The sequence below is a fragment of the Nocardiopsis baichengensis YIM 90130 genome, from assembly GCF_000341205.1.
Taxonomy (GTDB): Bacteria; Actinomycetota; Actinomycetes; order Streptosporangiales; family Streptosporangiaceae; genus Nocardiopsis_A; species Nocardiopsis_A halophila.
In genome coordinates, this window is record NZ_ANAS01000009.1 from 361,431 (window position 1) to 382,978 (window position 21,548).

At 74.7% G+C, this 21,548-nt stretch carries 15 protein-coding genes; 5 read left to right on the forward strand and 10 right to left on the reverse strand.

The genetic code is table 11. The features are described 5' to 3' along the window. The first annotated feature begins 115 nt into the window (after window positions 1-115). Window positions 116-1,162, forward strand: a complete 1,047-nt coding sequence (miaA, locus tag C892_RS0110180) for a tRNA (adenosine(37)-N6)-dimethylallyltransferase MiaA (RefSeq protein ID WP_017557096.1) — start codon at window positions 116-118, stop codon at window positions 1,160-1,162. Here the strand turns inward: miaA and C892_RS0110185 are convergent. Then, window positions 1,132-1,818: a class III extradiol ring-cleavage dioxygenase family protein gene (locus C892_RS0110185; RefSeq protein ID WP_017557097.1), complete on the reverse strand. Its 687-nt coding sequence runs from the start codon at window positions 1,816-1,818 to the stop codon at window positions 1,132-1,134. The genes miaA and C892_RS0110185 overlap by 31 nt on opposite strands. 296 nt (window positions 1,819-2,114) lie before the next feature. Between C892_RS0110185 and C892_RS0110190 the strand changes: the two genes are divergently transcribed. Together C892_RS0110190 and C892_RS0110195 are read left to right on the forward strand one after the other, a co-directional pair. After that, a complete protein-coding gene (locus C892_RS0110190; protein WP_239647329.1) occupies window positions 2,115-2,849 on the forward strand; it encodes a TetR/AcrR family transcriptional regulator in 735 nt (244 codons plus the stop codon). A 69-nt stretch (window positions 2,850-2,918) separates the two neighbouring features. Continuing rightward, on the forward strand, window positions 2,919-4,193 hold the full coding sequence (locus tag C892_RS0110195; RefSeq protein ID WP_017557099.1) for a cytochrome P450 family protein: 1,275 nt from the start codon (window positions 2,919-2,921) through the stop codon (window positions 4,191-4,193). Window positions 4,194-4,304: 111 nt separating this feature from the next. Here C892_RS0110195 and miaB read toward each other — a convergent pair whose 3' ends face one another. The 4 genes from miaB to C892_RS0110215 all read right to left on the reverse strand — a co-directional run bounded on the left by miaB (window position 4,305) and on the right by C892_RS0110215 (window position 9,766). After that, window positions 4,305-5,774: a tRNA (N6-isopentenyl adenosine(37)-C2)-methylthiotransferase MiaB gene (miaB, locus tag C892_RS0110200; RefSeq protein ID WP_026124280.1), complete on the reverse strand. Its 1,470-nt coding sequence runs from the start codon at window positions 5,772-5,774 to the stop codon at window positions 4,305-4,307. 158 nt (window positions 5,775-5,932) lie between these two features. Next, the gene (locus C892_RS0110205) at window positions 5,933-8,152 is read right to left on the reverse strand and encodes a TRAP transporter permease (RefSeq protein WP_017557101.1); all 2,220 of its coding nucleotides are present in this window, start codon (window positions 8,150-8,152) and stop codon (window positions 5,933-5,935) included. After that, window positions 8,149-8,532 carry a DUF1850 domain-containing protein gene (locus C892_RS0110210; protein WP_017536738.1) on the reverse strand — a complete coding sequence of 128 codons (384 nt, stop codon included), beginning with the start codon at window positions 8,530-8,532 and terminating at the stop codon, window positions 8,149-8,151. Before C892_RS0110210 ends, C892_RS0110205 begins: the two co-directional genes overlap by 4 nt. Window positions 8,533-8,746: 214 nt before the next feature. Continuing rightward, the gene (locus C892_RS0110215) at window positions 8,747-9,766 is read right to left on the reverse strand and encodes a TAXI family TRAP transporter solute-binding subunit (RefSeq protein ID WP_083934350.1); all 1,020 of its coding nucleotides are present in this window, start codon (window positions 9,764-9,766) and stop codon (window positions 8,747-8,749) included. Window positions 9,767-10,124: 358 nt separating this feature from the next. Between C892_RS0110215 and C892_RS0110220 the strand changes: the two genes are divergently transcribed. Next, window positions 10,125-12,308, forward strand: a complete 2,184-nt coding sequence (locus tag C892_RS0110220; RefSeq protein WP_017557103.1) for a S9 family peptidase — start codon at window positions 10,125-10,127, stop codon at window positions 12,306-12,308. A gap of 28 nt (window positions 12,309-12,336) precedes the next feature. Here C892_RS0110220 and recX read toward each other — a convergent pair whose 3' ends face one another. From recX to C892_RS0110245, 5 genes are all read right to left on the reverse strand, one after another. Then, a complete protein-coding gene (recX, locus tag C892_RS0110225) occupies window positions 12,337-12,915 on the reverse strand; it encodes a recombination regulator RecX (RefSeq protein WP_017557104.1) in 579 nt (192 codons plus the stop codon). After that, window positions 12,908-14,107, reverse strand: coding sequence for a recombinase RecA (recA, locus tag C892_RS0110230; protein ID WP_239647330.1), 1,200 nt, complete (start codon window positions 14,105-14,107; stop codon window positions 12,908-12,910). Before recA ends, recX begins: the two co-directional genes overlap by 8 nt. Before the next feature lie 237 nt (window positions 14,108-14,344). After that, complete coding sequence (locus C892_RS30495; protein WP_083932513.1) at window positions 14,345-14,539, reverse strand: DUF3046 domain-containing protein; 195 nt, start codon at window positions 14,537-14,539, stop codon at window positions 14,345-14,347. After that, window positions 14,536-15,717 carry an MFS transporter gene (locus C892_RS0110240; RefSeq protein WP_338040838.1) on the reverse strand — a complete coding sequence of 394 codons (1,182 nt, stop codon included), beginning with the start codon at window positions 15,715-15,717 and terminating at the stop codon, window positions 14,536-14,538. Before C892_RS0110240 ends, C892_RS30495 begins: the two co-directional genes overlap by 4 nt. 91 nt (window positions 15,718-15,808) lie before the next feature. Further along, window positions 15,809-16,042: a DUF5957 family protein gene (locus C892_RS0110245; RefSeq protein WP_017536745.1), complete on the reverse strand. Its 234-nt coding sequence runs from the start codon at window positions 16,040-16,042 to the stop codon at window positions 15,809-15,811. A 213-nt stretch (window positions 16,043-16,255) separates the two neighbouring features. Between C892_RS0110245 and C892_RS0110250 the strand changes: the two genes are divergently transcribed. Then, the gene (locus C892_RS0110250; protein WP_017557107.1) at window positions 16,256-20,833 is read left to right on the forward strand and encodes an ATP-dependent helicase; all 4,578 of its coding nucleotides are present in this window, start codon (window positions 16,256-16,258) and stop codon (window positions 20,831-20,833) included. Window positions 20,834-21,548 lie beyond the last annotated feature (715 nt).

A 21,548-nucleotide genomic window follows, 5' to 3' on the forward strand; every position in this document is an offset into this window, starting at 1 on the left:
GTGCGTCTGCGCGGCGCTTCTCCGGATCGCCAGGCGAGTCCCGGGAGCAGGAACGGAGCGGGACGTCGGCCCCCGTCCGTCCGATCGGGTCCTCCCCCGCTGCCAAACTGGAGGAATGGGTACGAGCACGGACGGAGACGGAACCGGGACCGGCGCCGCGGGCGAGAAGCCCCCGCAGGAGCAGGGCGGACTCCCGGTCGTGTCCGTCGTCGGCCCCACCGCCGCCGGAAAGTCCGACCTGGCCGTCGAACTCGCCCTGCGGCTGCGCGCCTCCGGCCGCCACTCCGAGATCATCAACGCCGACTCCATGCAGCTCTACCGGGGCATGGACATCGGCACCGCCAAGATGCCCGCCGACGAGCGGCGCGGGGTCGAGCACCACCTCCTCGACATCTGGGAGGTGACCGAGCCCGCCGACGTGGCCCGCTTCCAGCGGCTCGCGCGCGGCATCGTGGACCGGCTGCGCGCCCAGGACGCCGTACCGGTCCTCGTGGGAGGCTCCGGCCTGTACGTGCGGGCGGTCCTGGACAAGCTGGAGTTCCCCGGCACCGACCCGCAGGTGCGCGCCCGCCTGGAGGCCGAACTGGCCGAATCCGGCCCTGAGCCGCTCCACGCGCGCCTGGCCGAGCACGACCCCGCCGCGGCCGAGGCCATCCTGGCGAGCAACGGACGCCGCATCGTGCGCGCGCTGGAGGTCATCGAGCTGACCGGCCGCCCGTTCACCGCCACCCTGCCCGACCACGTCTCCTCCTACCCATCGGTGCAGGTCGCCCTGCAGGTGCCCCGGCCCGAGCTGGACGAGCGCATCGAGCTGCGGGTCGACCGCATGTGGCGGGCCGGCCTGGTGGAGGAGGTCCGCGCCCTGGAGGAGCACGGCCTGTCCGACGGCAGGACGGCGCCGCGCGCGCTCGGTTACGCCCAGGTGCTGCGCTTCCTGCGCGGTGAGTGCACCGAGGAGGAGGCGCGCGAGGAGACCGTCCGCGCGACGCGCCGCTTCGCCCGGCGCCAGGAGTCGTGGTTCCGCCGCGACCCTCGCGTGCACTGGCTCCCCTACGACGCCCCCGACCTGGTCGAGCGCGCGCTGGGCCTGGTCGAGGAGGGCATCGCCGAGAGCGCCGGGAACGGCTCGACTCAGTCCCGGGCCCAGCGGGCCACGAAGTAGCCGACCCCGTAGGGCGCCTCGTCGGCGAGGAGTTCGCCCTTGAGCGCCTCCTCCCCCGCCGCCCCGGCGAGCACCTGCCATGCCGGCCGCCCGGCCGCCATCAGCTCGCGGGCGTCGTCCGGGTCGATCCGGGCCAGGGCGGCGGCGTCGGCCCGGGCCAGGGCGTCGGCCACCTCCGCGTCGAATCCGGGGGCCCGGTCGTCCGGCCTGCCGGGCGAGGCCGGGGGACGCCGCGCGCTGCCGTCGCCCATCACCAGAAGCGCCAGGCTCCCCGTCTCCGAAGCCAGCTCCGCTCCGAGCGCCAGGCACTCCTGCGTTGAGGCCTCCGAGGCGACCTCGACATAGGCGTCCGGCAGCAGCCCCTCACGCTCGGCCATCCAGCGGCCGATGGTCAGCGACAGCGGCAGAACGGCGGGCGGCGGACCGATCGGAAGGCGCACCCCGTAAGGGGCCAGGTCTCCCCCGCTCCCGGGGCCGTGGCGGCGCGTGTGCTCCCCCGGCCCGACGACGACGAGGCGGTCCGCTGCGCACTCCCCCAGCGCCGTGACCGCAGAGGCGCACTCACGCCTGAGCGGGTCGAGCTCCGCGGCGGCCCCGGTGGCCATCTCAGGGACGATCAGGGGCGGGAACGGGCACACGGCGGCGGCGGTCAGCATGGCTCCCCACCCTAAGGCGGCGCACCCCCTCGACCGCGCCAAGGGGCGCCCCCACGACCTGCAGGACAACACCCCGGGGCAGCGGAACATCCCCATCGGACTTTCGGACGGTCTCCACCTGGGGCGGTCCCGCCCGTCCTCAGCCGCCTCTTGCCGCGGGCCTTCCGCCGGGCTAGCGTGACGATATGACCACTTGGTCGAATCCGGTCATACGGTCAGACCCTCCCAGGAGGGGCACCGGAACGGCACGTGCACCCGGCCACCACCGCCGGCCGGTGGAGGAGGAGCGGACGGACATGGCAGGGCGCGCACGAGAACCCGACACCACGGCCGCGGCCAAGGACCGGCGCGCCGAGCGCATCCTGGACGCGGCCGCGGAACTGCTGGCCGCGCTCGGGTACCGCCGCGTGTCCATCAGCGAGGTGGCCCGCCGCGCCGGGGTCGGCAAGGGAACGGTCTACCTGCACTTCCCGACCAAGGAGGCGCTGTTCCTGACCGTGATGATGCGGGCCCAGGCCGCACTGGCCGAACGCATCATCGGCGACATCCGTGCCGACCCCACGGCGGTCCTGCCGCACCATTCGGCCCGCCTCACCTACATGGGCGCCCACCGGGACCCCGTCCTGCGCGCGCTGCTCGTCGGCGACTCCGAGACGCTGGGGGTGCTCACCCGGGAGGCCCGGCGCATGGTCGGCGACCTGCTCGACCAGCGCCGCCGGGCGCAGCTCGACTACTTCGCGCTCCTGCGCGAGAAGGGCCTGCTGCGCACCGACAGCCCCCTCGACGAACAGCGCCGCTCCTACGCGATCGTGGTGGCCGGCTTCCTGACCTCCGGGCCGCTGGTGAGCGCCGAGGGCGCCGCCCCGGAGACGCTGGCCGGGATGCTCGCCACCACCGTGCGCAACGCCTTCGAGGCCGGGCCCGACCCCGACCCCGAGGCGGTCCGCTCCGCCGCACCGCCCGTGGTGGAGGCCTTCACCGAGGTGCAGGAGCGGATGCGGGAGGAGATCGCACGGCTCAAACTCACCTGACCCCCCGACGCGGGGCCGGTTCCGGCGGAGGCGGCGAGCGGCCGGCACCGGCGAGAGAGGACACCGACGATGACAGCCACCGCCGACACCGGCGCGAGCGGCGCCGTGAACCTGGCCGACCCCCGCATGCAGTCCGACCCGCACGCCGTGTTCACCGAGCTCCTGGAGCGCGAGCAGCCGGTCCGGGCCCGCTTCCCGGGCCTGGAGGACGAGGTGATGCTGGTCTGCGGCTACGAGGGCGTCCGAGCGGTCCTCTCGGACCGCCGCTTCGTCAACGACCCCGACTCCATCGCCGGGGGCGGCGTACAGAACGTGCGCGTCAAGAGGCTGATGAGCCTGGGCCTGACCCGCGACCAGGCGCGCTACCTGGTGGACGCGAGCATCCTGGACATGGACGGCGACGACCACACGCGCATGCGCAAGCTCGTCTCGCGCGCCTTCACCGTCAAGCGGGTGAACGCGCTGCGCCCGCGGGTGGAGGAGATCACCGACCGACTGCTCGACGAGCTGCCCGGCCGCGCCGAGGACGGCGTGGTGGACCTGGTCGAGCACTTCTCCTACCCGCTGCCGATCACGGTGATCTGCGAACTGGTGGGGGTGCCCGAGGGGCAGCGCATGCAATGGGGCGACTGGGGCCGCAGGCTCATCCAGGCCGCGGCCACCGGCGGGCAGCTGGACGCCCTGGAGGGCATCGTCGCCCACACCCGCGAGCTGATCGAACAGCGGCGCGCGACCCCCGCCGAGGACCTGGTCACCGCGCTCATCCGCGCCCACGACGAGGACGGCGACCGGCTCTCCGACATCGAGCTGGTGTCCATCGTGCTCACCCTGATCCTGGCCGGGCACGAGACCACGGCGCACCTGATCACCAACGGGACGCTGGCCCTGCTGGACCACCCCGACCAGCTGCGCCTGCTCAAGGAGGACCCGGACATCGGCCCGCGCGCGACGCACGAGCTGATGCGCCGCCACGGGCCGGTGCAGGGCACGCGCATGCGCTACGCCTCCGAGGACATGGAGGTCGCCGGGATGCGCTTCACGCGCGGCGACGTGGTCATCGCGCTGCTGGGCGGCGCCAACACCGACCCGGACGCCTTCGCCGATCCCGGGCGCCTGGACCTGGCCCGCGAACCCGCCGGGCGCCGCGAGTCGCACGTGGGCTTCGGACACGGAATCCACTACTGCCTGGGGGCGGCGCTGGCCCGCCAGGAGGGCGAGGTGGCCTTCACCCGGCTCTTCGAGCGCTATCCCGACCTGTCCCTGGCCGTCGGGCACGACGAGCTGGAGCGCGAACCGCTGCCGATGTTCTGGCGCCTCAGGTCGCTCCCGGTCCGCCTGGGCTGACGGCGCCCGGGGCGGCCTGCGCCCGCCGGACGTTGATCTCGGGGAAGACGGCCTTATACCGGCCGGTATTACCCCGACTTCCCCGAGATCAACGCGGGAAGCGTCGCCCCTTCAGGCGTCGCAGCAGCCCCCGGCGGGCGTCGCCGGCTGCGGGGCGGGCGCGCCCACCGAGGGCATGCCCAGCAGGACGCCCGGCTTGGCGTCCTCGGCCGTGCCGTTGCGCGCCGCCCAGGCGTCGCCGGCGCGGGTGCGGCGCAGCGCGCGCACGCCCGAGTCGGCCACCAGGTGGTGCGGGGCGGCGTAGGTGATCCCGACGGTGACCATGTCACCGGGCCGGGGCTCCTCGGCCCCCTCCTCCACGGCGAAGTGCACCAGGCGGTTGTCGGGGGCGCGCCCGGAGAGCCGGCGCCGCTCGCCGTCCTTGCGGCCCTCGCCCTCGGCGACCAGGAGCTCCACCTCGCGCCCGACCAGCTGGGCGTTCTCCTCCTCGGAGATCCGCTCCTGCAGGGCGACCAGCCGCTCGTAGCGCTCCTGGACGACCTCCTTGGGCAGCTGCCCCTCCATCTCGGCGGCGGGCGTGCCCGGCCGCTTGGAGTACTGGAAGGTGAACGCCGAGGAGAAGCGGGACTCGCGCACCACGTGCAGGGTCTCCTCGAAGTCCTCCTCGGTCTCCCCGGGGAAGCCGACGATGATGTCGGTGGTGATGGCGGCCTCCGGCATGGCGGCGCGCACCTTCTCCACGATGCTCAGGAAGCGCTCCTGGCGGTAGGAGCGGCGCATCGCCTTGAGGACCCGGCTGGAGCCCGACTGCAGCGGCATGTGCAGCTGCGGCATGACGTTGGGCGTCTCGGCCATCGCCTCGATCACGTCGTCGGTGAAGTCGCGGGGGTGGGGCGAGGTGAACCGCACCCGCTCGAGGCCCTCGATCTCGCCGCAGGCGCGCAGGAGCTTGGAGAAGGCCTGGCGGTCGCCGAACTCGGCGCCGTAGGCGTTGACGTTCTGCCCGAGCAGGGTCACCTCGACCACGCCCTGCTCCACCAGCGCGCGCACCTCGGCGAGCACGTCGCCCGGCCGGCGGTCCTTCTCCTTGCCGCGCAGCTGCGGGACGATGCAGAAGGTGCAGGTGTTGTTGCAGCCGACCGACACCGAGACCCAGGCCGCGTAGGGCGACTCGCGCCGCGTGGGCAGGGTGGAGGGGAAGGACTGCAGCGACTCCTCGATCTCCACCTGGGCCTCGCGCTGCACCCGCGCGCGCTCCAGCAGGACCGGGAGCGAGCCGATGTTGTGGGTGCCGAACACCACGTCGACCCACGGCGCCCTGCGCACGATCTCCCCGCGGTCCTTCTGCGCCAGGCACCCGCCCACGGCGATCTGCATCCCGGGGTGGGCGTCCTTGACCGGACGCAGGTGCCCGAGGTTGCCGTAGAGGCGGTTGTCGGCGTTCTCCCGGACCGCGCACGTGTTGAAAACGATGATGTCTGCGGTGCTGCCTTCGGCTGCGCGCTCGTACCCCGCGTCCTCCAGCAGGCCGGACAGGCGCTCGGAGTCGTGCACGTTCATCTGGCAGCCGTAGGTCCGCACTTGGTAAGTACGACTCTGGCTCACAGGTCCCAGGCTAGTGGCCATAGAGGGCGGGGCCGACCGCCGATCCCCGGCGGACGGCCCCCTTCAGCCCTTAAGCGGTTCTCACCCGGCCCCCTGAGCGGCCCCTTGGGCCTCCAGGGGCCGCGGCCCGAGGGTCAGGCCGTCGCGGCGGCCGGGGCCGCGGCGGTGCCGTTGCGGCCCGCGTACCACTGCCAGCCGAAGACCGCCCCGGCGACCACCAGCCCGGCCAGGTCGGTCTCCCACCCGAAGTGCAGCAGGGCCACGCCCGCCGCGGCCAGCGGCAGCCGCAGGTACCAGCCGATCCGGGTGTTGATGTACCCGACGACCGCCACACCGACCACGCTGGCGCCCACGATGCCGGTGAGCGCCGCCCACAGGCCGGTGGCCAGGGTGGTCTCCTGCAACATCAGCTCGGGCGAGAGGACGAACATGAACGGCACGACGAAGCCCGAGATCGCGATCCGCACCGACTGCACGCCGGTCATGATCGGGTTGCCGCCGGAGATGCCGGAGGCCGCGTAGGCCGCCAGGCAGACGGGCGGGGTGATGTCGGCCATCACGCCGAAGTAGTAGACGAACATGTGCGCCGTCAGCAGCATCGCCACGGTGGGCGCCTCCAGGTCGCCCTGGAGGATGGTGATGATGGCCGGGGCGGCCAGGGTGGCGGTGATGACGTAGTTGGCCGTGGTCGGCACGCCGATGCCCAGGATCAGGCAGGCCAGCATGGACAGCACCATGGTCGGCAGCAGCTGGCCGCCGGCCAGCGCGACCAGCCCGCCGCTCAGCTTGAGTCCCAGGCCGGTCAGGGTGATCACACCGGCGATGATGCCGGCGCTGGCGCAGGCCACGATGATCGGCACCGCCACGCGGGCGGCGTTGACCAGCCCGTCCAGCAGCCCCCACGGGCCGAGCCGGTCGGGCATGTCCCGCCAGCGGCCCAGCGCCAGGAAGACCAGCTGCACCACGATGTTCATGCCGATGGTGATGACGATGGCGCCCATGGCCGAGAAGATCGGCGAGTACCCCATGGACAGCAGCACGAACAGCCCGATGATCGGGATCAGCATGTAGCCGCGGGTCACCATCAGCCGCCGCACGCTGGGCAGCAGCCGCTTGGGGATGCCCCGGATGCCGAGCTTCTTGGCGTCGTAGTGCACCACCACGAACTGGGCGACGAAGAACAGGATCGCCGGGACGATCGCCGCCTTGATGATCTCCAGGTAGGGCACGCCGGTGAACTCGATCATGATGAACGCCGCGGCGCCCATGATCGGCGGGGCGATCTGCCCGCCGGTGGAGGAGGCCGCCTCGACCGCCCCGGCGTACTCGGGCTTGTAGCCCGACTTCTTCATCATCGGGATGGTGAAGGCGCCGTTGGAGACGGTGTTGGCCACCGAGCTGCCGGTGATGGTGCCGGAGAACGCGCTGGTGACGATGCCGACCTTGGCGGTGCCGCCGGTCGCCCAGCCGGTGCTGCCCAGGGCCAGGTCGGTGAAGAAGCGCTCCATGCCGGTGCGGGTGAGCATGGAGGCGAAGACCAGGAAGAGGAAGATGAAGGTGGAGGAGATGCCCAGCGGGGTGCCGAACACGCCCTCGGTGCCCAGGAACATGGTGGAGACGATCCGGTCCACCGTGTACCCGCCGTGGTGCAGGAAGCCCGGCATGAGCGGTCCGAACAGGGCGTAGGCCAGCATCAGCGAGGCCAGGAAGACCAGCGCGGTGCCCAGCGTGCGCTGCGCGGCCACCAGCACCAGCAGGATGCCCACGGTGCCCACGGCCACGTACTCGGGGTCGATCACTCCGACGGTGCGGATGATCTCCTCGTAGTTGACGAACAGGTACAGGCCCGAGCCGATGCCCAGCACCGCCAGCACCACGTCGGCGGCGGGCATGCCCAGCGGCCGCCAGGGCACGTAGCGGGCGGCCTGCACCAGCAGCAGGATCCCCACCGCCGGCAGCAGCACGTACCTGTCGGCGATCTGGTAGGCGGCCAGGTAGGCCAGGATGCCCACCCCGGCCGCGGTCAGCGCCCAGCCGTAGATGCGCTGGTTGCGGGTCTCCTGCTCCTTGGCGGGGTAGAGCAGGAACACCAGCCCCAGCCCCAGGGCCAGGTGGAAGCCGCGCTGCTGCAGCCCCGGCAGGGTGCCGAAGTACCCGGTGTACAGGTGGAACAGGCTGAGCACGAGGCCGACGGCGAAGACCGCCCACCGCCACAGCGGGCGCATGTCCCGCCGCGTGCCCGCGACCTGCTCCGCCGCGTCGTGCTGCTCCAGCTCGGCGACGTCCTTCTCCAGGTCCCGGAGGGCCTCGGCGTCGTCCGGTGCGGGTGCGGAGGGCTTCGGATCGCTCGTCATCGCCCCATCCCCATCTTCGTCTCGGGCGCCCGGGCGGGGCGGGGTCGCCCCCCGCCGCGGACGCGCAACTCCACGCGTGTGCCCCGCACCGCCAGGTCGAGCAGGCGCACGCGCCGCCCCCCGGGCAGCGCCAGGGTGTGGTCCACCTCGGGACCGCCCACCATCACCTCGACCGCGACGAGGGGGCGCCCGTGGTGCAGCACCCGGTAGCCGTCCTCCTCGCGCAGGAACTCGGTGGTCGTGCCCCCGACGTGCTCGGGGCCGACCGGGAGGTTGGCCCCGAAGGTGTCGAAGCGCATCTCCTCCATGCACAGCACCCCGCCGCGCACGGAGAACTCCTCCTCGACAGGGCGCTTGGAGATGGAGTGGGTGTGCACCATCAGGATCCGGTCGCCCTCACGGACCGGGCGGGACAGCAGCAGCCGCCCCCCGCTCAGGTCGCCGACCTCGAAGCTGGGCCCCGCCGCGGCGGCGTCGCCGGGGGCGGCGGCGCCCAGCGCCAGCCCCGCGGCGGCCGCGGCGGCCGCGCCCAGGAAGCGGCGGCGCCCCGGATCCCCCCGGTGCGCCGCCGGCCGTCGGGTGCCGTGCCCGGCGTCAGTCCAGGACGCCTTCCTCCTGGTAGAAGCGCTCGGCGCCGGGGTGGAGGTCGACCGCGCCCTGGCCTTCGAGGGCGGTGTCGAGCTGGACCTGACTCCCGACGTCGTGCCCGATGTCGCCGGCACGGTCGTACATCTCCTTCGTCAGGTTGTACGCCAGGTCCTCGCCCATGGAGCCGCGGACGAACAGGGTGGCCCAGTTGGTCACCGTGGTGACCGCCTCGTCCTGGCCGTTGTAGGTGTCGGCCGGGATCTCCATGGTGCTGTAGGACGGGCTGTTCTCCTGGAGGGTCTCCAGGCCGTCGCCGCTGAACTCCACCAGCCGCACGTCGTTGGTGGTGGCCACCTGCTCGATGCTGCCGGCCGGGACGGCGAGGATGGCGAAGGCCGCGTCGGTCTGCCCGTCGCCGAGCTTGGAGGCCGCCTCCTCGAAGGTGCTGTTGAACGGCTCGATGTCGTCGGTGCTCATGCCGTAGGCCTCGAGGACGGCGTTGGCGGCCAGCTCCGTGCCGCTGCCGGGCGGGCCGACGTCGACCCGCTTGCCCTCCAGGTCCTCCACCGTCTCGATGCCCGAGTCCTCGCTCGCCACGATCTGCAGGACCTCGGGGTAGACATTGCCGATCATGAAGACGTCGTCGCCGTTCTCGATCGGCTCGTCGGCGAAGTCGCCCTCGCTGTCGACGGCGTCGGCGGCCACGCCGTTGATGGCCATGGCCACGTCGAGCTCTCCGCCGTCCAGCAGCCGCATGTTCTCCACCGAGGCGCCCGTGGCCTGGGTCGAGACGTTCACGTCCTCGATGTTGTCGGACCAGATCTGCGCGATCTCGCCGCCCAGCGGGTAGTAGGTGCCGCCCGTGCTTCCGGTGCCCAGGGTCAGGTCACCGCCGGTGACCTCGGCGTCGTCGCCTCCCGCACCGGGGACGCTGCCACCGCCGCCGCACCCGGCGACCGCTATCACGCCCGCCGCCGCCACAGCGGAAACGGCTGCGAAGCGCCTGGCCGTGAATCTCGTCGTCATTCCGAGCGTCCTCCTCGTGCGATGAATTCGCCGCGGTGTGTGGGCACATCGGCTCACGATGCGTGGACAGGGACTATAGACACGCGGCCGATACGCCGCCGCTCCTGTGCGGTCACAAGTGGGGAACAAATGCCCCGGCCCCGCCCCGCCCCACCCCGCTCGGCCGACGGCATTCCCCCGGCGGGGGTCCGCCAACCCGGCGCGGGGGCGCCGCATCCGGCCCCCCGCCCGCGCGCGGGCGGGTGGGCACGGGCGCGTCCTTACCGCAGGGAATCGCCCCGTACGGTCGTCCGCCGACCCCCCTTGGCACTAAGGTCGACATGCCACACATACACCCCGCGAACGCAGAGATCCTCTTATGACCGACCGCGTGACGGCCCCCCACGGCGCCTGGCCATCGCCGATCTCAGCGAGCGACGTCGCCCGAGGCACCCGCCGCCTGGGGTTCCCCGCGACCGCCGGCGGCGAGGTCTGGTGGGAGGAGGCGCGCCCCGAGGAGGGCGGGCGCACCACGGTGATGCGCTGCGGTCCGGACGGCGCCGCCGCCGAGCTGCTGGAGGCGCCCTGGAGCGCCCGCACCCGGGTGCACGAGTACGGCGGGCGCTCCTTCCTGCCGGTGCCCCGGCGCGACGACAAGGCGCTCACCCGCTTCGGCATCGTCTTCGCCGACGCCGGGGACCAGCGGCTTTACCTGCTGGACCGGGGCGCGCGCGAGCCCCGGCCGCTCACCCCGCCCCCGCCCTTCCCCGGCGCCCTGCGCTACGGCGACCCGGCGCTGTCGGCCGACGGGCGCCGGGTGGTGTGCGTGCGCGAGCGGCACGGCGAGGACGGGCGGGTGGACCGCGCGATCGTGGCGGTGCCGCTGTCCGGGCGGGCCGCCGAGGACCCCTCCGCCGTGGCCGAACTGGTCACCGGCGCCGACTTCTTCGCCTCGCCCACGCCCTCGCCCGACGGGGAGCATCTGGCCTGGGTGGCCTGGAACCACCCCCGGATGCCCTGGGACGGCACCGAGCTCCGGGTGGCCGCGCTGGGCCCGCAGGGTGCGGAGCGGCCCTACACCCTCAAGGGCGGGGTGGACGAGTCGGTGCTCCAGCCGGTGTGGAGCGGTCCGGCGCGGCTGCGCTTCGTGTCGGACTGGTCGGGCTGGTGGAACCTGTACGAGATCGGGCTGACCGGGCAGGCGGTCGCGCTCTACCCCGACGAGCACGAGTTCACCCCGGGCCCGATGCCGCTGGGGGCGCGCTCGTGCGTCCCGCTGGCCGACGGGCGCCTGGTGGTGCTGCAGGGCGACGCCGACCTGGCGCCCGCCGTCTACGACCCGGGCACCCTGGAGCTGAAGCCGCTGGACACCGGGGAGTTCACCACCTGGGAGACGCTGGACGGCGACGGCGAGCAGGTGGTGGGGCTGGCCTCGGGTCCGCGCGCCCCGCAGAGCCTGGTCCGGCTGGACCCGGCCACCGGCAGGACGACGGTGCTGCGCTCCAGCCGCGAGGAACTGCCCGACCCGGAGCTGCTCCCGGTGCCGCGCCGGACCGAGTTCTCCGGCAGGTACGGGGCGACCGTGCACGCCACCGTGTACCCCCCGGCCCGGCCCGGGGGCACCACGGCCGGGCCGGCGCCCTATGCGGTGTGGGTGCACGGTGGGCCGGTGGGGCGCGCCACCTGCGGGCTGGACCTGTTCAAGGCCTACTTCACCAGCCGCGGCATCGGCGTGGTGGACGTCAACTACAGCGGTTCGCTGGGGTTCGGCCGCACCTACCGCGAGCGGATCGCGGGCATGTGGGGCGTGGTCGACGTGGAGGACGCCGAGGCGGTCGCCCAGGCGCTGGTGGACTCCGGGGAGGCCGACCCCGAGCGGCTGGCGGTGCGCGGGCCCAGCGCCGGCGGGTACACCGCGCTGCTGGCGGCCTCCGGGCGGACGTTCGCCTGCGCGACGTCGCTGTTCGGGGTGGCGGACCTGCTGCAGCTGGCGGCGACCACGCACGACTACGAATCGCACTTCCTGGACACCCTGGTGGGGCCGCTGCCGGGCTACAAGGCGACCTACCGCGAGCGCTCGCCGATCACCAGGGCCGACCGGGTGCGGGTGCCGGTCCTGCTGCTGCAGGGCACCGAGGACGCGGTCGTGCCCAAGGAGCAGGCGCGGGAGTTCGCCAAGGCGCTCGCGGACAACGGGGTGCGCCACGCGCTGCTGGAGTTCGAGGGCGAGGGGCACGGGTTCGGCTCGGCCGAGTCGGTCGAGCGGGGTCTGGAGGCGGAGCTGGCGTTCTACGGGGAGGTCTTCGGCTTCACCCCGCCGGGGGTGCCCGGCGTGGAGCTGGTGACCGAGTACCCCGACCCGGAGCTGGAGGCCGAGCCGCTGCCGGAGCTGGAGGACACCGGCCCCCGGGCCGCACCGGCGCGCACCGAGGACGCGGGGGACGGCGGGAGCGGTGGCGACGGCGGCGGGCAGGAGTCGCCGGAGCTGATCCCTTGGTCGTCCCCGGCCGGCGAGGGAACCACCGAGGCCGGCACGGAGAGCGGACCCCCCGCCACCGGGTGATGCCCCTGCGCCGGGGCGCCGCCGGCCGTCACAGATCCGGGTCGGGGAGCTCCAGGTCGGAGCCCTCGGCCTCCAGTTCCTCGCGGATGAGGCGGTAGGCGAGCCCGGCGGGGTAGCCCTTGCGTGCCAGCATGCCCATGGCGCGGCGGACGCGGGCCGCGTCGTCGCGGCCCCGGGTGGCCGCGAGCTTGCGCCGGACCAGGCCGCGGGCGGTGGCCTCCTCCTGGTCGGCGCTGATGTCGTCGACCGCGCCGCGCACGGTCTCCTCGTCCACGCCGCGCCGCCGCAGCTCCCCCGCCAGAGCGCGGCGCCCCAGGCCGCGCCCGGTGTGCCGGGACTCCACCCAGGCGGCGGAGAAGGCGGCGTCGTCGATCAGCCCCACGTCGCCGAAGCGCTCCAGGACCGTCTCGGCCACCTGCTCCTCCACGCCCCGCCGGTACAGCGCGTCGGCCAGCTGGGCACGGGTGCGCGGGGCGGTGGTGAGCAGGCGCAGGCACACGGTGCGCGCGTAGGACTCGGGGTCCTCCCCCTCCCCGGCGCCGGCCTCCGGGGCCGGGTCCTGCGACCCCGGCGCGGCACCGGGGCCATCGGACGTGCGGTCACGCATCGGCGGCGGCGCTCTTGGCCTTCGCGGTGCGCTTGGCGGCGGGCTCCTTGGCCGCCGCCCCCTCCTTGGCGGGCGCCTCCTTGGCCGCGTCCGGCGCGGCGTCCGGACCGGCGGCACCGGCCGGCGCCCCGGCGGCCCCCGAGTCGGCGGAGTCGTCGCCCTTCACCGGGACGCCGAGCTTCTCCTTGATCTTCTTCTCGATCTCCTGGGCCATGTCGACGTTCTCCCGCAGGAAGTTGCGGGCGTTCTCCTTGCCCTGGCCCAGCTGGGTGCCCTCGTAGGTGTACCAGGCGCCGGACTTGCGGACGATGCCGTTCTCCACGCCCAGGTCGACCAGGCTGCCCTCGCGGGAGATGCCCACGCCGTACAGGATGTCGAACTCGGCCTGCTTGAAGGGCGGGGCGGTCTTGTTCTTGACCACCTTGACGCGGGTGCGGTTGCCGACCGCGTCCGTGCCGTCCTTGAGGGTCTCGATCCGGCGCACGTCCATGCGCACCGAGGAGTAGAACTTCAGCGCCCGGCCGCCGGTGGTGGTCTCGGGCGAGCCGAACATGACGCCGACCTTCTCGCGCAGCTGGTTGATGAAGATCGCGGTGGTGCCGGTCTGGTGCAGGGCGCCGGCGATCTTGCGCAGGGCCTGCGACATCAGCCGGGCCTGCAGGCCCACGTGGCTGTCGCCCATCTCGCCCTCGATCTCGGCGCGCGGCACCAGCGCCGCCACCGAGTCCACCACCAGGATGGAGACCGCGCCCGAGCGGATCAGCATGTCGGCGATCTCCAGCGCCTGCTCACCGGTGTCGGGCTGGGACAGCAGCAGGTCGTCGGTGTTGACGCCGATCTTCTTGGCGTACTCGGGGTCCAGCGCGTGCTCGGCGTCGATGAAGGCGGCGATGCCGCCCTCGCGCTGGGCGTTGGCCACCGCGTGCAGGGCGACCGTGGTCTTACCGCTGCTCTCGGGGCCGTAGATCTCGACGATGCGGCCGCGCGGGATGCCGCCGATGCCCAGCGCCACGTCGAGCGCGATGGAGCCGCTGGGGATCGACTGGATCGGAGGGCGGTCGTCGTCGCCCAGGCGCATCACGGAGCCCTTGCCGAACTGGCGCTCGATCTGCGCGAGCGCGGTTTCGAGAGCCTTGTCTCGGTCTGCAGCTGCCACGGGGAACCCCTGTTGGGTCGGTGTCTTCTTCTTCATCTCGAAGGCGACGCTATGCGGTCGCCGCGACAATCCGCGACGGCGCTCGCCGCGCTGTGGACGGGTCGGACCGCCCCCGTCCCGCGGGGCCCGGCGCCACCCGCCTGCCGGTGGGCCGTCCCGGCCCGCGGGGTATCTCGCGCCACATCCGCGCACCCCGGACTCACCGACCACCTTACCCGAACTTCTGTTCGAGCGGGGGTCCCCGGGCCGCCCGCGTGTGTCGGGGGCACGCGCTCAGCGCACGGATTCGGGCAGGTCGAAGGCGTCGCAGACGCGGCGCCACACCTCCTTGGCCGAAACGCCCTCGGCGAGGGCCTGGGCCACGGTCCGCGAGCCCAGCCCCTCGATCACGTAGTCCTTGGCCAGGCTCTCCGCATACGCCTCGCCGAACTGCTCGTGCATGCGGTCCCAGAAAAGCGTCAGTCTCATCCCCTCCAGTATCGCGCCGACCGGGCGCCCCCCGTGCGTCGGCGCAGGACAGGGGCGACCGCCAGGAAGGCCAGGGAGGCCGCGGCGAACAGCGTCCCCGGCCCGGCCGCCGCCGAACCGAGGCCGTAGGCGGCGAACACCGCGATCGCCACGCCCTCGGCACCGACCCCCGACATCGACAGCACGGTGGCCCGGGCGCCGCCGGACACGGCGTTCTGCAAGCGCGTCTCCGCGGCCACCGCCGCCCAGGCGAACACCCCGAAGGCGGCGGCCACCGGAAGCATGCCCAGGGGGTGCCCGGTGAGCGCGCCGACGGCGAGCAGCACGGCCCCGGCGGCCGTCAGGCCGGCGGCGTGCCGGGTTCCGCGCCCGGCGAGCCACTCCCCCGCCGCCGCGGCGGCGAAGGCGGGCACGAGCAGGAGCGGGACCAGCGCCGTGTCCCCGGTGAAGGACCGGGCGAGGACGGGCAGGTACTCCTCCATCGCGCCGGCGCCCATGAGCACCGCCACGGCGACCAGGGCCGGTCGGGCGCCGGGGGCGCGGCGCACCTCGGACAGGGCGGTGCGCAGGACCCCGGCGGGCGAGGCGGCACCGGGTCCGTCGGCCGCACGGCCGGCGGCCCTGCGGTCGGGCTCCCCGGCCCGCTCAGGGAAGGAGAAGCCGAAGGGCACCGCCGCGAGCGCGGCGGCCATGCTCGCGATCCCCACGGCGGTGTAACCGCCGTGCGCCAGCAGGGGCGCCGCGACGGCCGAGGCCGCCACCACGGCGGTCGTGCCCAGGGCACGGGAGCGGCCGATGAGGCGGGCATAGGAGCCGGCGGCGCCGACCCGCTCCAGCTCGTCGTACACGAGCGCTTGACGCGTCCCCGAGGCGATCGCCTCGCCGGTCCCCCACAGCGCGAACCCCGCTGCGAAGGAGGGGTAGGCCGGGAAAAAGGTCCACAGGGCGAAGCCAGCCGCGGACAGCAGCGGGGCCGCGCCGAGCAGGCGGTTCCGGGGGACCAGGTCGGCGAGCACACCCGTGGGGATCTCCAGGCCGAAGGCCGTGAGCGACCAGATGATCAGCAGGGTGGAGATCTGCGCTGCGGAGAGCCCGCTGTCGGCGAAGAGCAGCACGTACAGCGGGTACAGCGGTATGAGGTCGACCAGGAAGGCGTACGGGTAGAGGCTGCGTGCGATCCGGGTCTCGGCCGAAGGTCAACATCGCCAGGTCATGATCGGACCCTATGCCGGGCCCACAGGGAAGGCAAGGGCGGTCGGGCCGGGCCCCTCACCCCTGGCCCTCGGGCTCGTGCCCCCGCCTGCGGGCCACAATGATCGGGACGGCCACCAGCCCCACGACGGCGAGCGCGTAGGGCAGCAGGCCCACGGCGACCACCCAGGGCGTGCCGTCGGGCACCCCGAGCAGCCCCAGCGGAATGTGCACCAGCGCCGACAGCGCGAACCCGACGACCCATCCTCCGAACAGTCCGAGCAGCGCGGCCCCGACGATCCTCATCACCATCACCCGTTCTCCGTGCGTCCGTGCATCCGTGGAGGACGCGTGCGCTCCGTCCTCGGTCACCGGTGACGCTACGGAGCGGTCCGCACCCGGCGCATCGGCCCACGGACCCATTTCGGCGTACGCCCGGGGGTGCAGGCGGCGCGCGGCGCCGGGACGCAGGCCGCCCCGGGCGGCCTGCGGGAAACCGTCGGATCCCCATTGCAGACTTGGGGCATGGCACACGACCCGGTCGAACGGTTCTCGCCCGCCACCCGCGCCTGGTTCCGCTCCGCCTTCCCCGGCGGAGCAACGCCCGCGCAGGAGGGGGCCTGGGCCCGGATCGCCGAGGGCGGCGACACGCTGCTGGTCGCGCCCACCGGGTCGGGCAAGACGCTCGCGGCCTTCCTGTGGTCGCTGGACCGCCTGGCCGCCGCTCCCCCGCCCGAGGAGCCCGCCGCGCGGTGCCGGGTGCTGTACGTGTCGCCGCTCAAGGCGCTCGCCGCCGACATCGAGCGCAACCTCCGGGCGCCGCTGGCGGGGATCCGGCGGGAGGCCGAGCGCTCCGGCGCCCCGGTGCCCGACATCCGCGTCGGCATGCGCACCGGGGACACCCCGCAGGCCGAAAGGCGGGCCCTGGCCTCCGCCCCGCCGGACATCCTCATCACCACCCCCGAATCCCTGTTCCTGGTGCTCACCTCCCAGGCCCGCGCAGGGCTGGCGGGGGTCGAGACGGTCATCGTGGACGAGGTGCACGCGGTGGCCGGCACCAAGCGCGGGGCGCACCTGGCCCTGTCCCTGGAGCGGCTGGACGCGCTGCTGGGCCGCCGGGCCCAGCGCATCGGGCTCTCGGCGACGGTCCGCCCGCACGAGGCCGTCGCCGCCTTCCTGGGCGGGTCCCGCCCGGCCGCCGTGGTCGCACCGCCGTCGGCGCCCCGGCTGGACCTGCGCATCTCGGTGCCGGTGGAGGACATGGCCGACCTCGCCGCCGCCCCCGACCCCGGGCGGGCCGGGCAGGCGGACGCCGCCGCCCGCACCTCCATCTGGCCGCACGTGGAGGAGGGGGTGCTCGACCTGGTCGAGGAGCACCGCTCGTCCATCGTGTTCACCAACTCCCGGCGGGTGGCCGAGCGGCTGTGCGCGCGGCTGAACGAGCTGGCCTCGGAGCGGGCGCGGCAGGCGCTGCCCCCGGAGGAGGTCCCGGCCCAGGTGCTCGGCCCGTCCGGGGCGAGCCGCGGCGCCGACGGCGTGATCGCGCGCGCCCACCACGGCTCGGTCTCCAAGGAGGAGCGGGCCGCGATCGAGGACGACCTGAAGCAGGGGCGGCTGCGCTGCGTGGTGGCCACCTCCAGCCTGGAGCTGGGCATCGACATGGGCGCGGTGGACCTGGTGGTGCAGGTGGAGTCGCCGCCGTCGGTGGCCGGCGGCCTGCAGCGGGTGGGGCGGTCCGGCCACTCGGTGGGCGAGGTCTCGCGCGGGGTGGTCTTCCCCAAGTACCGGGGCGACCTGCTGGCCTCGGCGGTGGTGGCCGAGCGGATGCGCGCCGGGGCGATCGAGGAGCTGGCCGTCCCGGCCAACCCGCTGGACGTGCTGGCCCAGCAGGTCGTGGCGATGGCCTCGGTGGAGGAGTGGGCGGTGGAGGACCTGGCGGCGCTGGTGCGCCGTGCCGCCCCGTTCGCCGCGCTTCCCGACTCGGCGCTGTCGGGGGTGCTGGACATGCTCTCCGGCCGCTACCCCTCCGACGAGTTCGCCGAGCTGCGCCCGCGGCTGGTGTGGGACCGGGAGGCCGGCACCGTCTCGGGCCGCCCGGGGGCCCAGCGGCTGGCGGTGACCGGCGGCGGCACCATCCCCGACCGCGGCACCTACGCGGTGCACCTGGCGGGGGCGGCCGGGTCGGGGCCCACCCGGGTCGGCGAGTTGGACGAGGAGATGGTGTACGAGTCGCGGGTGGGCGACGTGTTCGTGCTGGGCTCCACGGCCTGGCGGATCGAGTCGATCGACGCCGACCGGGTCCTGGTCGCGCCCGCGCCGGGCCGCCCGGGGCGGCTGCCGTTCTGGAAGGCCGACGCGGTGGGCCGCCCGCCGGAGCTGGGGCGGGCGATCGGCGCGCTCGCCCGGGAGCTGGAGGAGGCCGGCCCGGAGGCGGCCCAGGAGCGTGTGCGCGGGCTCGGCCTGAACGACTGGGCCGCCGAGAACCTCCTGGCCTACCTGGCCGAGCAGCGGGAGGCGACGGGCTCGGTGCCCGACGACCGCACGGTGGTCGTCGAGCGGTTCCGGGACGAGCTGGGCGACTGGCGGGTGGTGGTGCACTCGCCGCTGGGCGCGCGGGTGCACGGGCCGTGGGCGCTGGCCCTGGGCGCCCGGATCCGCGAGCGGTACGGCCTGGACGCCCAGGTGGTGCACGGCGACGACGGGATCGTGCTCCGCCTGCCCGACGTGGACGACGCGGAGCGCCTGCGCGTGGCCGACCTGCTGTACCTGGCGCCGGAGGAGACCGAGGACGCGGTCGCGGCGGAGCTGGGCTCCTCGGCGCTGTTCGCCGCCCGGTTCCGGGAGTGCGCGGGGCGGGCCCTGCTGCTGCCGCGCCGCCGGCCCGGGCACCGGATGCCGCTGTGGCAGCAGCGGCAGCGCTCGGCCCAGCTGCTGTCGGTGGCCGGGCGCTACGGCTCCTTCCCCATCGTGCTGGAGGCGGTGCGCGAGTGCCTGCGGGACGTGTTCGACGTGCCGGGGCTGGCCGCGCTGATGGCCGACATCCGGGCCCGGCGGGTGCGGGTGGTGGAGGTGGAGACGCCGCGCGCGTCGCCGTTCGCCCAGTCGCTGCTCATCGGGTACACGGCGGCCTTCCTCTACGAGGGCGACGCGCCGCTGGCCGAGCTGCGCGCCCAGGCGCTCACCCTGGACTCGGCGCTGCTGTCGGAGCTGCTGGGCCAGGCCGACCTGCGCGAGCTGCTGGACGCCGGCGTGCTCGCCGAGGTGGAGGCGTCGCTGCAGCGCCTGGCCCCGGACCGGCGGGTGGAGGGGCGCGGCCCGGAGGGCGCCGCCGACCTGCTGCGCGAGCTGGGGCCGCTGACCGGGGCGGAGGCGGCCGAGCGCGGGGCGCGGGCGGCGTGGCTGGAGGAGCTGGAGGCGGCCCGCAGGGCGATCCGGGTGCGCATCGCCGGGCGGGAGCAGTGGGCGGCCGTGGAGGACGCGGCGCGGCTGCGCGACGGGCTGGGCGTGCGGCTGCCCGGGTGGTTGGGGGACCCCGGCGGGACCGGGGGGCCCGGAGAGACCGCGTTCGCCGGGGCGGCCGAGGCGTTCTCGCAGCCGGTCGAGGACCCGCTGGGCGACCTGCTGTCCCGGTTCGCGCGCACGCACGGGCCGTTCACCGCCGAGGACGCGGCGGGGCGCTTCGGCCTGGGCCCGGCGGCGGTGCGCGAGGTGCTCCGGCGCCTGGCGGGTGAGGGGCGCGTGGTCGAGGGCGGTTTCCGGCCGGGCGGTTCCGGGAGCGAGTGGTGCGACACCGGTGTGCTGCGCCGGCTGCGCAAGGGGTCGGTGCTGCGGCTGCGCAAGGAGGCCGAGCCGGTGCCGCAGCGGGCGCTGGGCCGGTTCCTGCCGGCGTGGCAGCACGCGGCGTCGCCGCTGCGGGGGCCGGACGCGGTGTTCGAGGCGGTGGAGTCGCTGCGCGGTTGCCCGGTTCCGGCCTCGGCGCTGGAGTCCCTGGTGCTCCCGGCCCGCGTGCACGGGTACGCGCCGTCGATGCTGGACGAGCTGACGCTCGGCGGCGAGGTGGTGTGGTCGGGGGTCGGGCCGCTGGGCGGCTCCGACGGGTGGGTGTGCCTGGTCCCGGCCGATGAGGCACCGGAGCTGCTCCCGGACCCGGGCGGGGTGGAGGAGTCGCCGCTGCACGCCGCCGTGCTGGGGGCGCTGGAGGACGGCGGGGCCCTGTTCTTCCGCGACATCGCCGACCGGGCCGCCCGCGAGCAGGGCGCGGCCGCGGTCTCGGACGCCGCGCTGGTGGCGGCGCTGTGGGAGCTGGTGTGGGCGGGCAGGCTGGGCAACGACACCCTGGCGCCGCTGCGCGCGCTGCTGGGCGCGGGCGGCACGACGGCCCACCGGAGGCGCTCGCGCCGGCCGGTCATGCCCGGCCGCATGGGTCCGCCGACGGTGGCCGGGCGGTGGTGGCGGCTGCCGGAGCGGGAGGCGGACCCGACCCGCAGGGGGCTGGCGGCGGCGACGGCCCTGCTGGACCGGTACGGGGTGGTGACACGCGGGCCGGTGGTGGCCGAGCAGGTGCGGCGCCGCACGGGGGAGCGCTCGGGCGGCGGGTTCAGCGCGGTGTACCCGGTGCTGCGAGGCGTCGAGGAGGCGGGCAAGGCCCGGCGCGGGTACTTCGTGGAAGGGCTGGGCGCGGCCCAGTTCGCCCGGCCGGGTGCGGTGGACCGGCTGCGCGCGTTCACCGGGGACGGGGGCGGGGACGGGCACCCGCTGGTCCTCGCCGCCGCCGACCCCGCGAACCCGTACGGTGCGGCGCTGGCCTGGCCCGACGCCGAGGGCGGACGGCCGTCGAGGAAGGCGGGGGCCCTGGTGGTCCTGGACGACGGCGCGCCGACCCTCTACCTGGAGCGCGGGGGACGGTCGGCGGTGACCTTCGGTTCCGGGGAGGGGGCGCTGCACAGGGCGGCCGAGGCCCTGGCCGAGACGGTCCGCGGAGGCGGCCTGGCGTCCCTGACCGTGGAACGCGCCGACGGAGCAGAGGTGTTCGGCACCCTCCTCGAACCCGCCTTGAAAAGGGCCGGCTTCCACCCGACCCCGAAGGGCCTGAGACTGAGGTAACCCGGAAGGGGCGTCGGTGACGGACCGTAGAGAGTCCGTTCCCCGTTCACGGGCCAGGGCGGGGCGGCGGCGACGGCACGACAGGTGCCCCGCTCACGGCCGCCGGGCGGGCGGCGAGCCGCCGCGGGGCGGGGTGGTGGGCGGCGACGACGGAGCCGGGCGGTTCCCCCAGGGTCGCCGGTCGGCCGCCGAGCCCCGGGGCCGGGTCGTGTCCGCTGGCGTGGTGGAGCTCTCCGGGCCCCGGGCACCCCCATCGACACCCCCGTTGATCTCGGGAAAGTCGGGGTAATACTCGCCGGTATTACCCCGACTTTCCCGAGATCAACGGCGAGGAGGGGGCGCGCTGCAGCGGTCGCACCGCGCACAAGGATGCGGCCGAAAGTTCCACCACTCCAGCGGACACGACCCGGGACCGCGAGAAGCCCGGCAGCCGAGAGGCAGCCCCGGGGGACCGCCCCGCTCTGTCGTCGCCGCCCGACTCCCTGCACCGGCAGAGGCCCGGCGCTCGGCCGGTGGCCGTGAGCGGGGCACCCGCCGTGCCGCCGTCGCCGAGACCTCGGCAGGCCAGCACCCGGCCAGCGCCCAGAAGCGGGGCACCCGCCGTGCCGTCGCCGCCGACACCCGGAACCGCGAGCGGCCCGGCGGCCGACCGGCCACCCCGGGGAACCGCCCCGCCCTGTCGTCGCCGCCCTTCCCCCTTGACCGGCGGCGGGCC

Excerpts from the sequence above, each read along its gene's own strand:
- miaA (WP_017557096.1), top strand. The coding sequence starts at position 116 with ATGGGTACGAGCACGGACGGAGACGGAACCGGGACCGGCGCCGCGGGC.
- C892_RS0110185 (WP_017557097.1), bottom strand. The coding sequence starts at position 1,818 with ATGCTGACCGCCGCCGCCGTGTGCCCGTTCCCGCCCCTGATCGTCCCT.
- C892_RS0110190 (WP_239647329.1), top strand. The coding sequence starts at position 2,115 with ATGGCAGGGCGCGCACGAGAACCCGACACCACGGCCGCGGCCAAGGAC.
- C892_RS0110195 (WP_017557099.1), top strand. The coding sequence starts at position 2,919 with ATGACAGCCACCGCCGACACCGGCGCGAGCGGCGCCGTGAACCTGGCC.
- C892_RS0110205 (WP_017557101.1), bottom strand. The coding sequence starts at position 8,152 with ATGACGAGCGATCCGAAGCCCTCCGCACCCGCACCGGACGACGCCGAG.
- C892_RS0110210 (WP_017536738.1), bottom strand. The coding sequence starts at position 8,532 with ATGGTGCACACCCACTCCATCTCCAAGCGCCCTGTCGAGGAGGAGTTC.
- C892_RS0110215 (WP_083934350.1), bottom strand. The coding sequence starts at position 9,766 with ATGACGACGAGATTCACGGCCAGGCGCTTCGCAGCCGTTTCCGCTGTG.
- C892_RS0110220 (WP_017557103.1), top strand. The coding sequence starts at position 10,125 with ATGACCGACCGCGTGACGGCCCCCCACGGCGCCTGGCCATCGCCGATC.
- recX (WP_017557104.1), bottom strand. The coding sequence starts at position 12,915 with ATGCGTGACCGCACGTCCGATGGCCCCGGTGCCGCGCCGGGGTCGCAG.
- recA (WP_239647330.1), bottom strand. The coding sequence starts at position 14,107 with ATGAAGAAGAAGACACCGACCCAACAGGGGTTCCCCGTGGCAGCTGCA.
- C892_RS30495 (WP_083932513.1), bottom strand. The coding sequence starts at position 14,539 with ATGAGACTGACGCTTTTCTGGGACCGCATGCACGAGCAGTTCGGCGAG.
- C892_RS0110245 (WP_017536745.1), bottom strand. The coding sequence starts at position 16,042 with ATGGTGATGAGGATCGTCGGGGCCGCGCTGCTCGGACTGTTCGGAGGA.
- C892_RS0110250 (WP_017557107.1), top strand. The coding sequence starts at position 16,256 with ATGGCACACGACCCGGTCGAACGGTTCTCGCCCGCCACCCGCGCCTGG.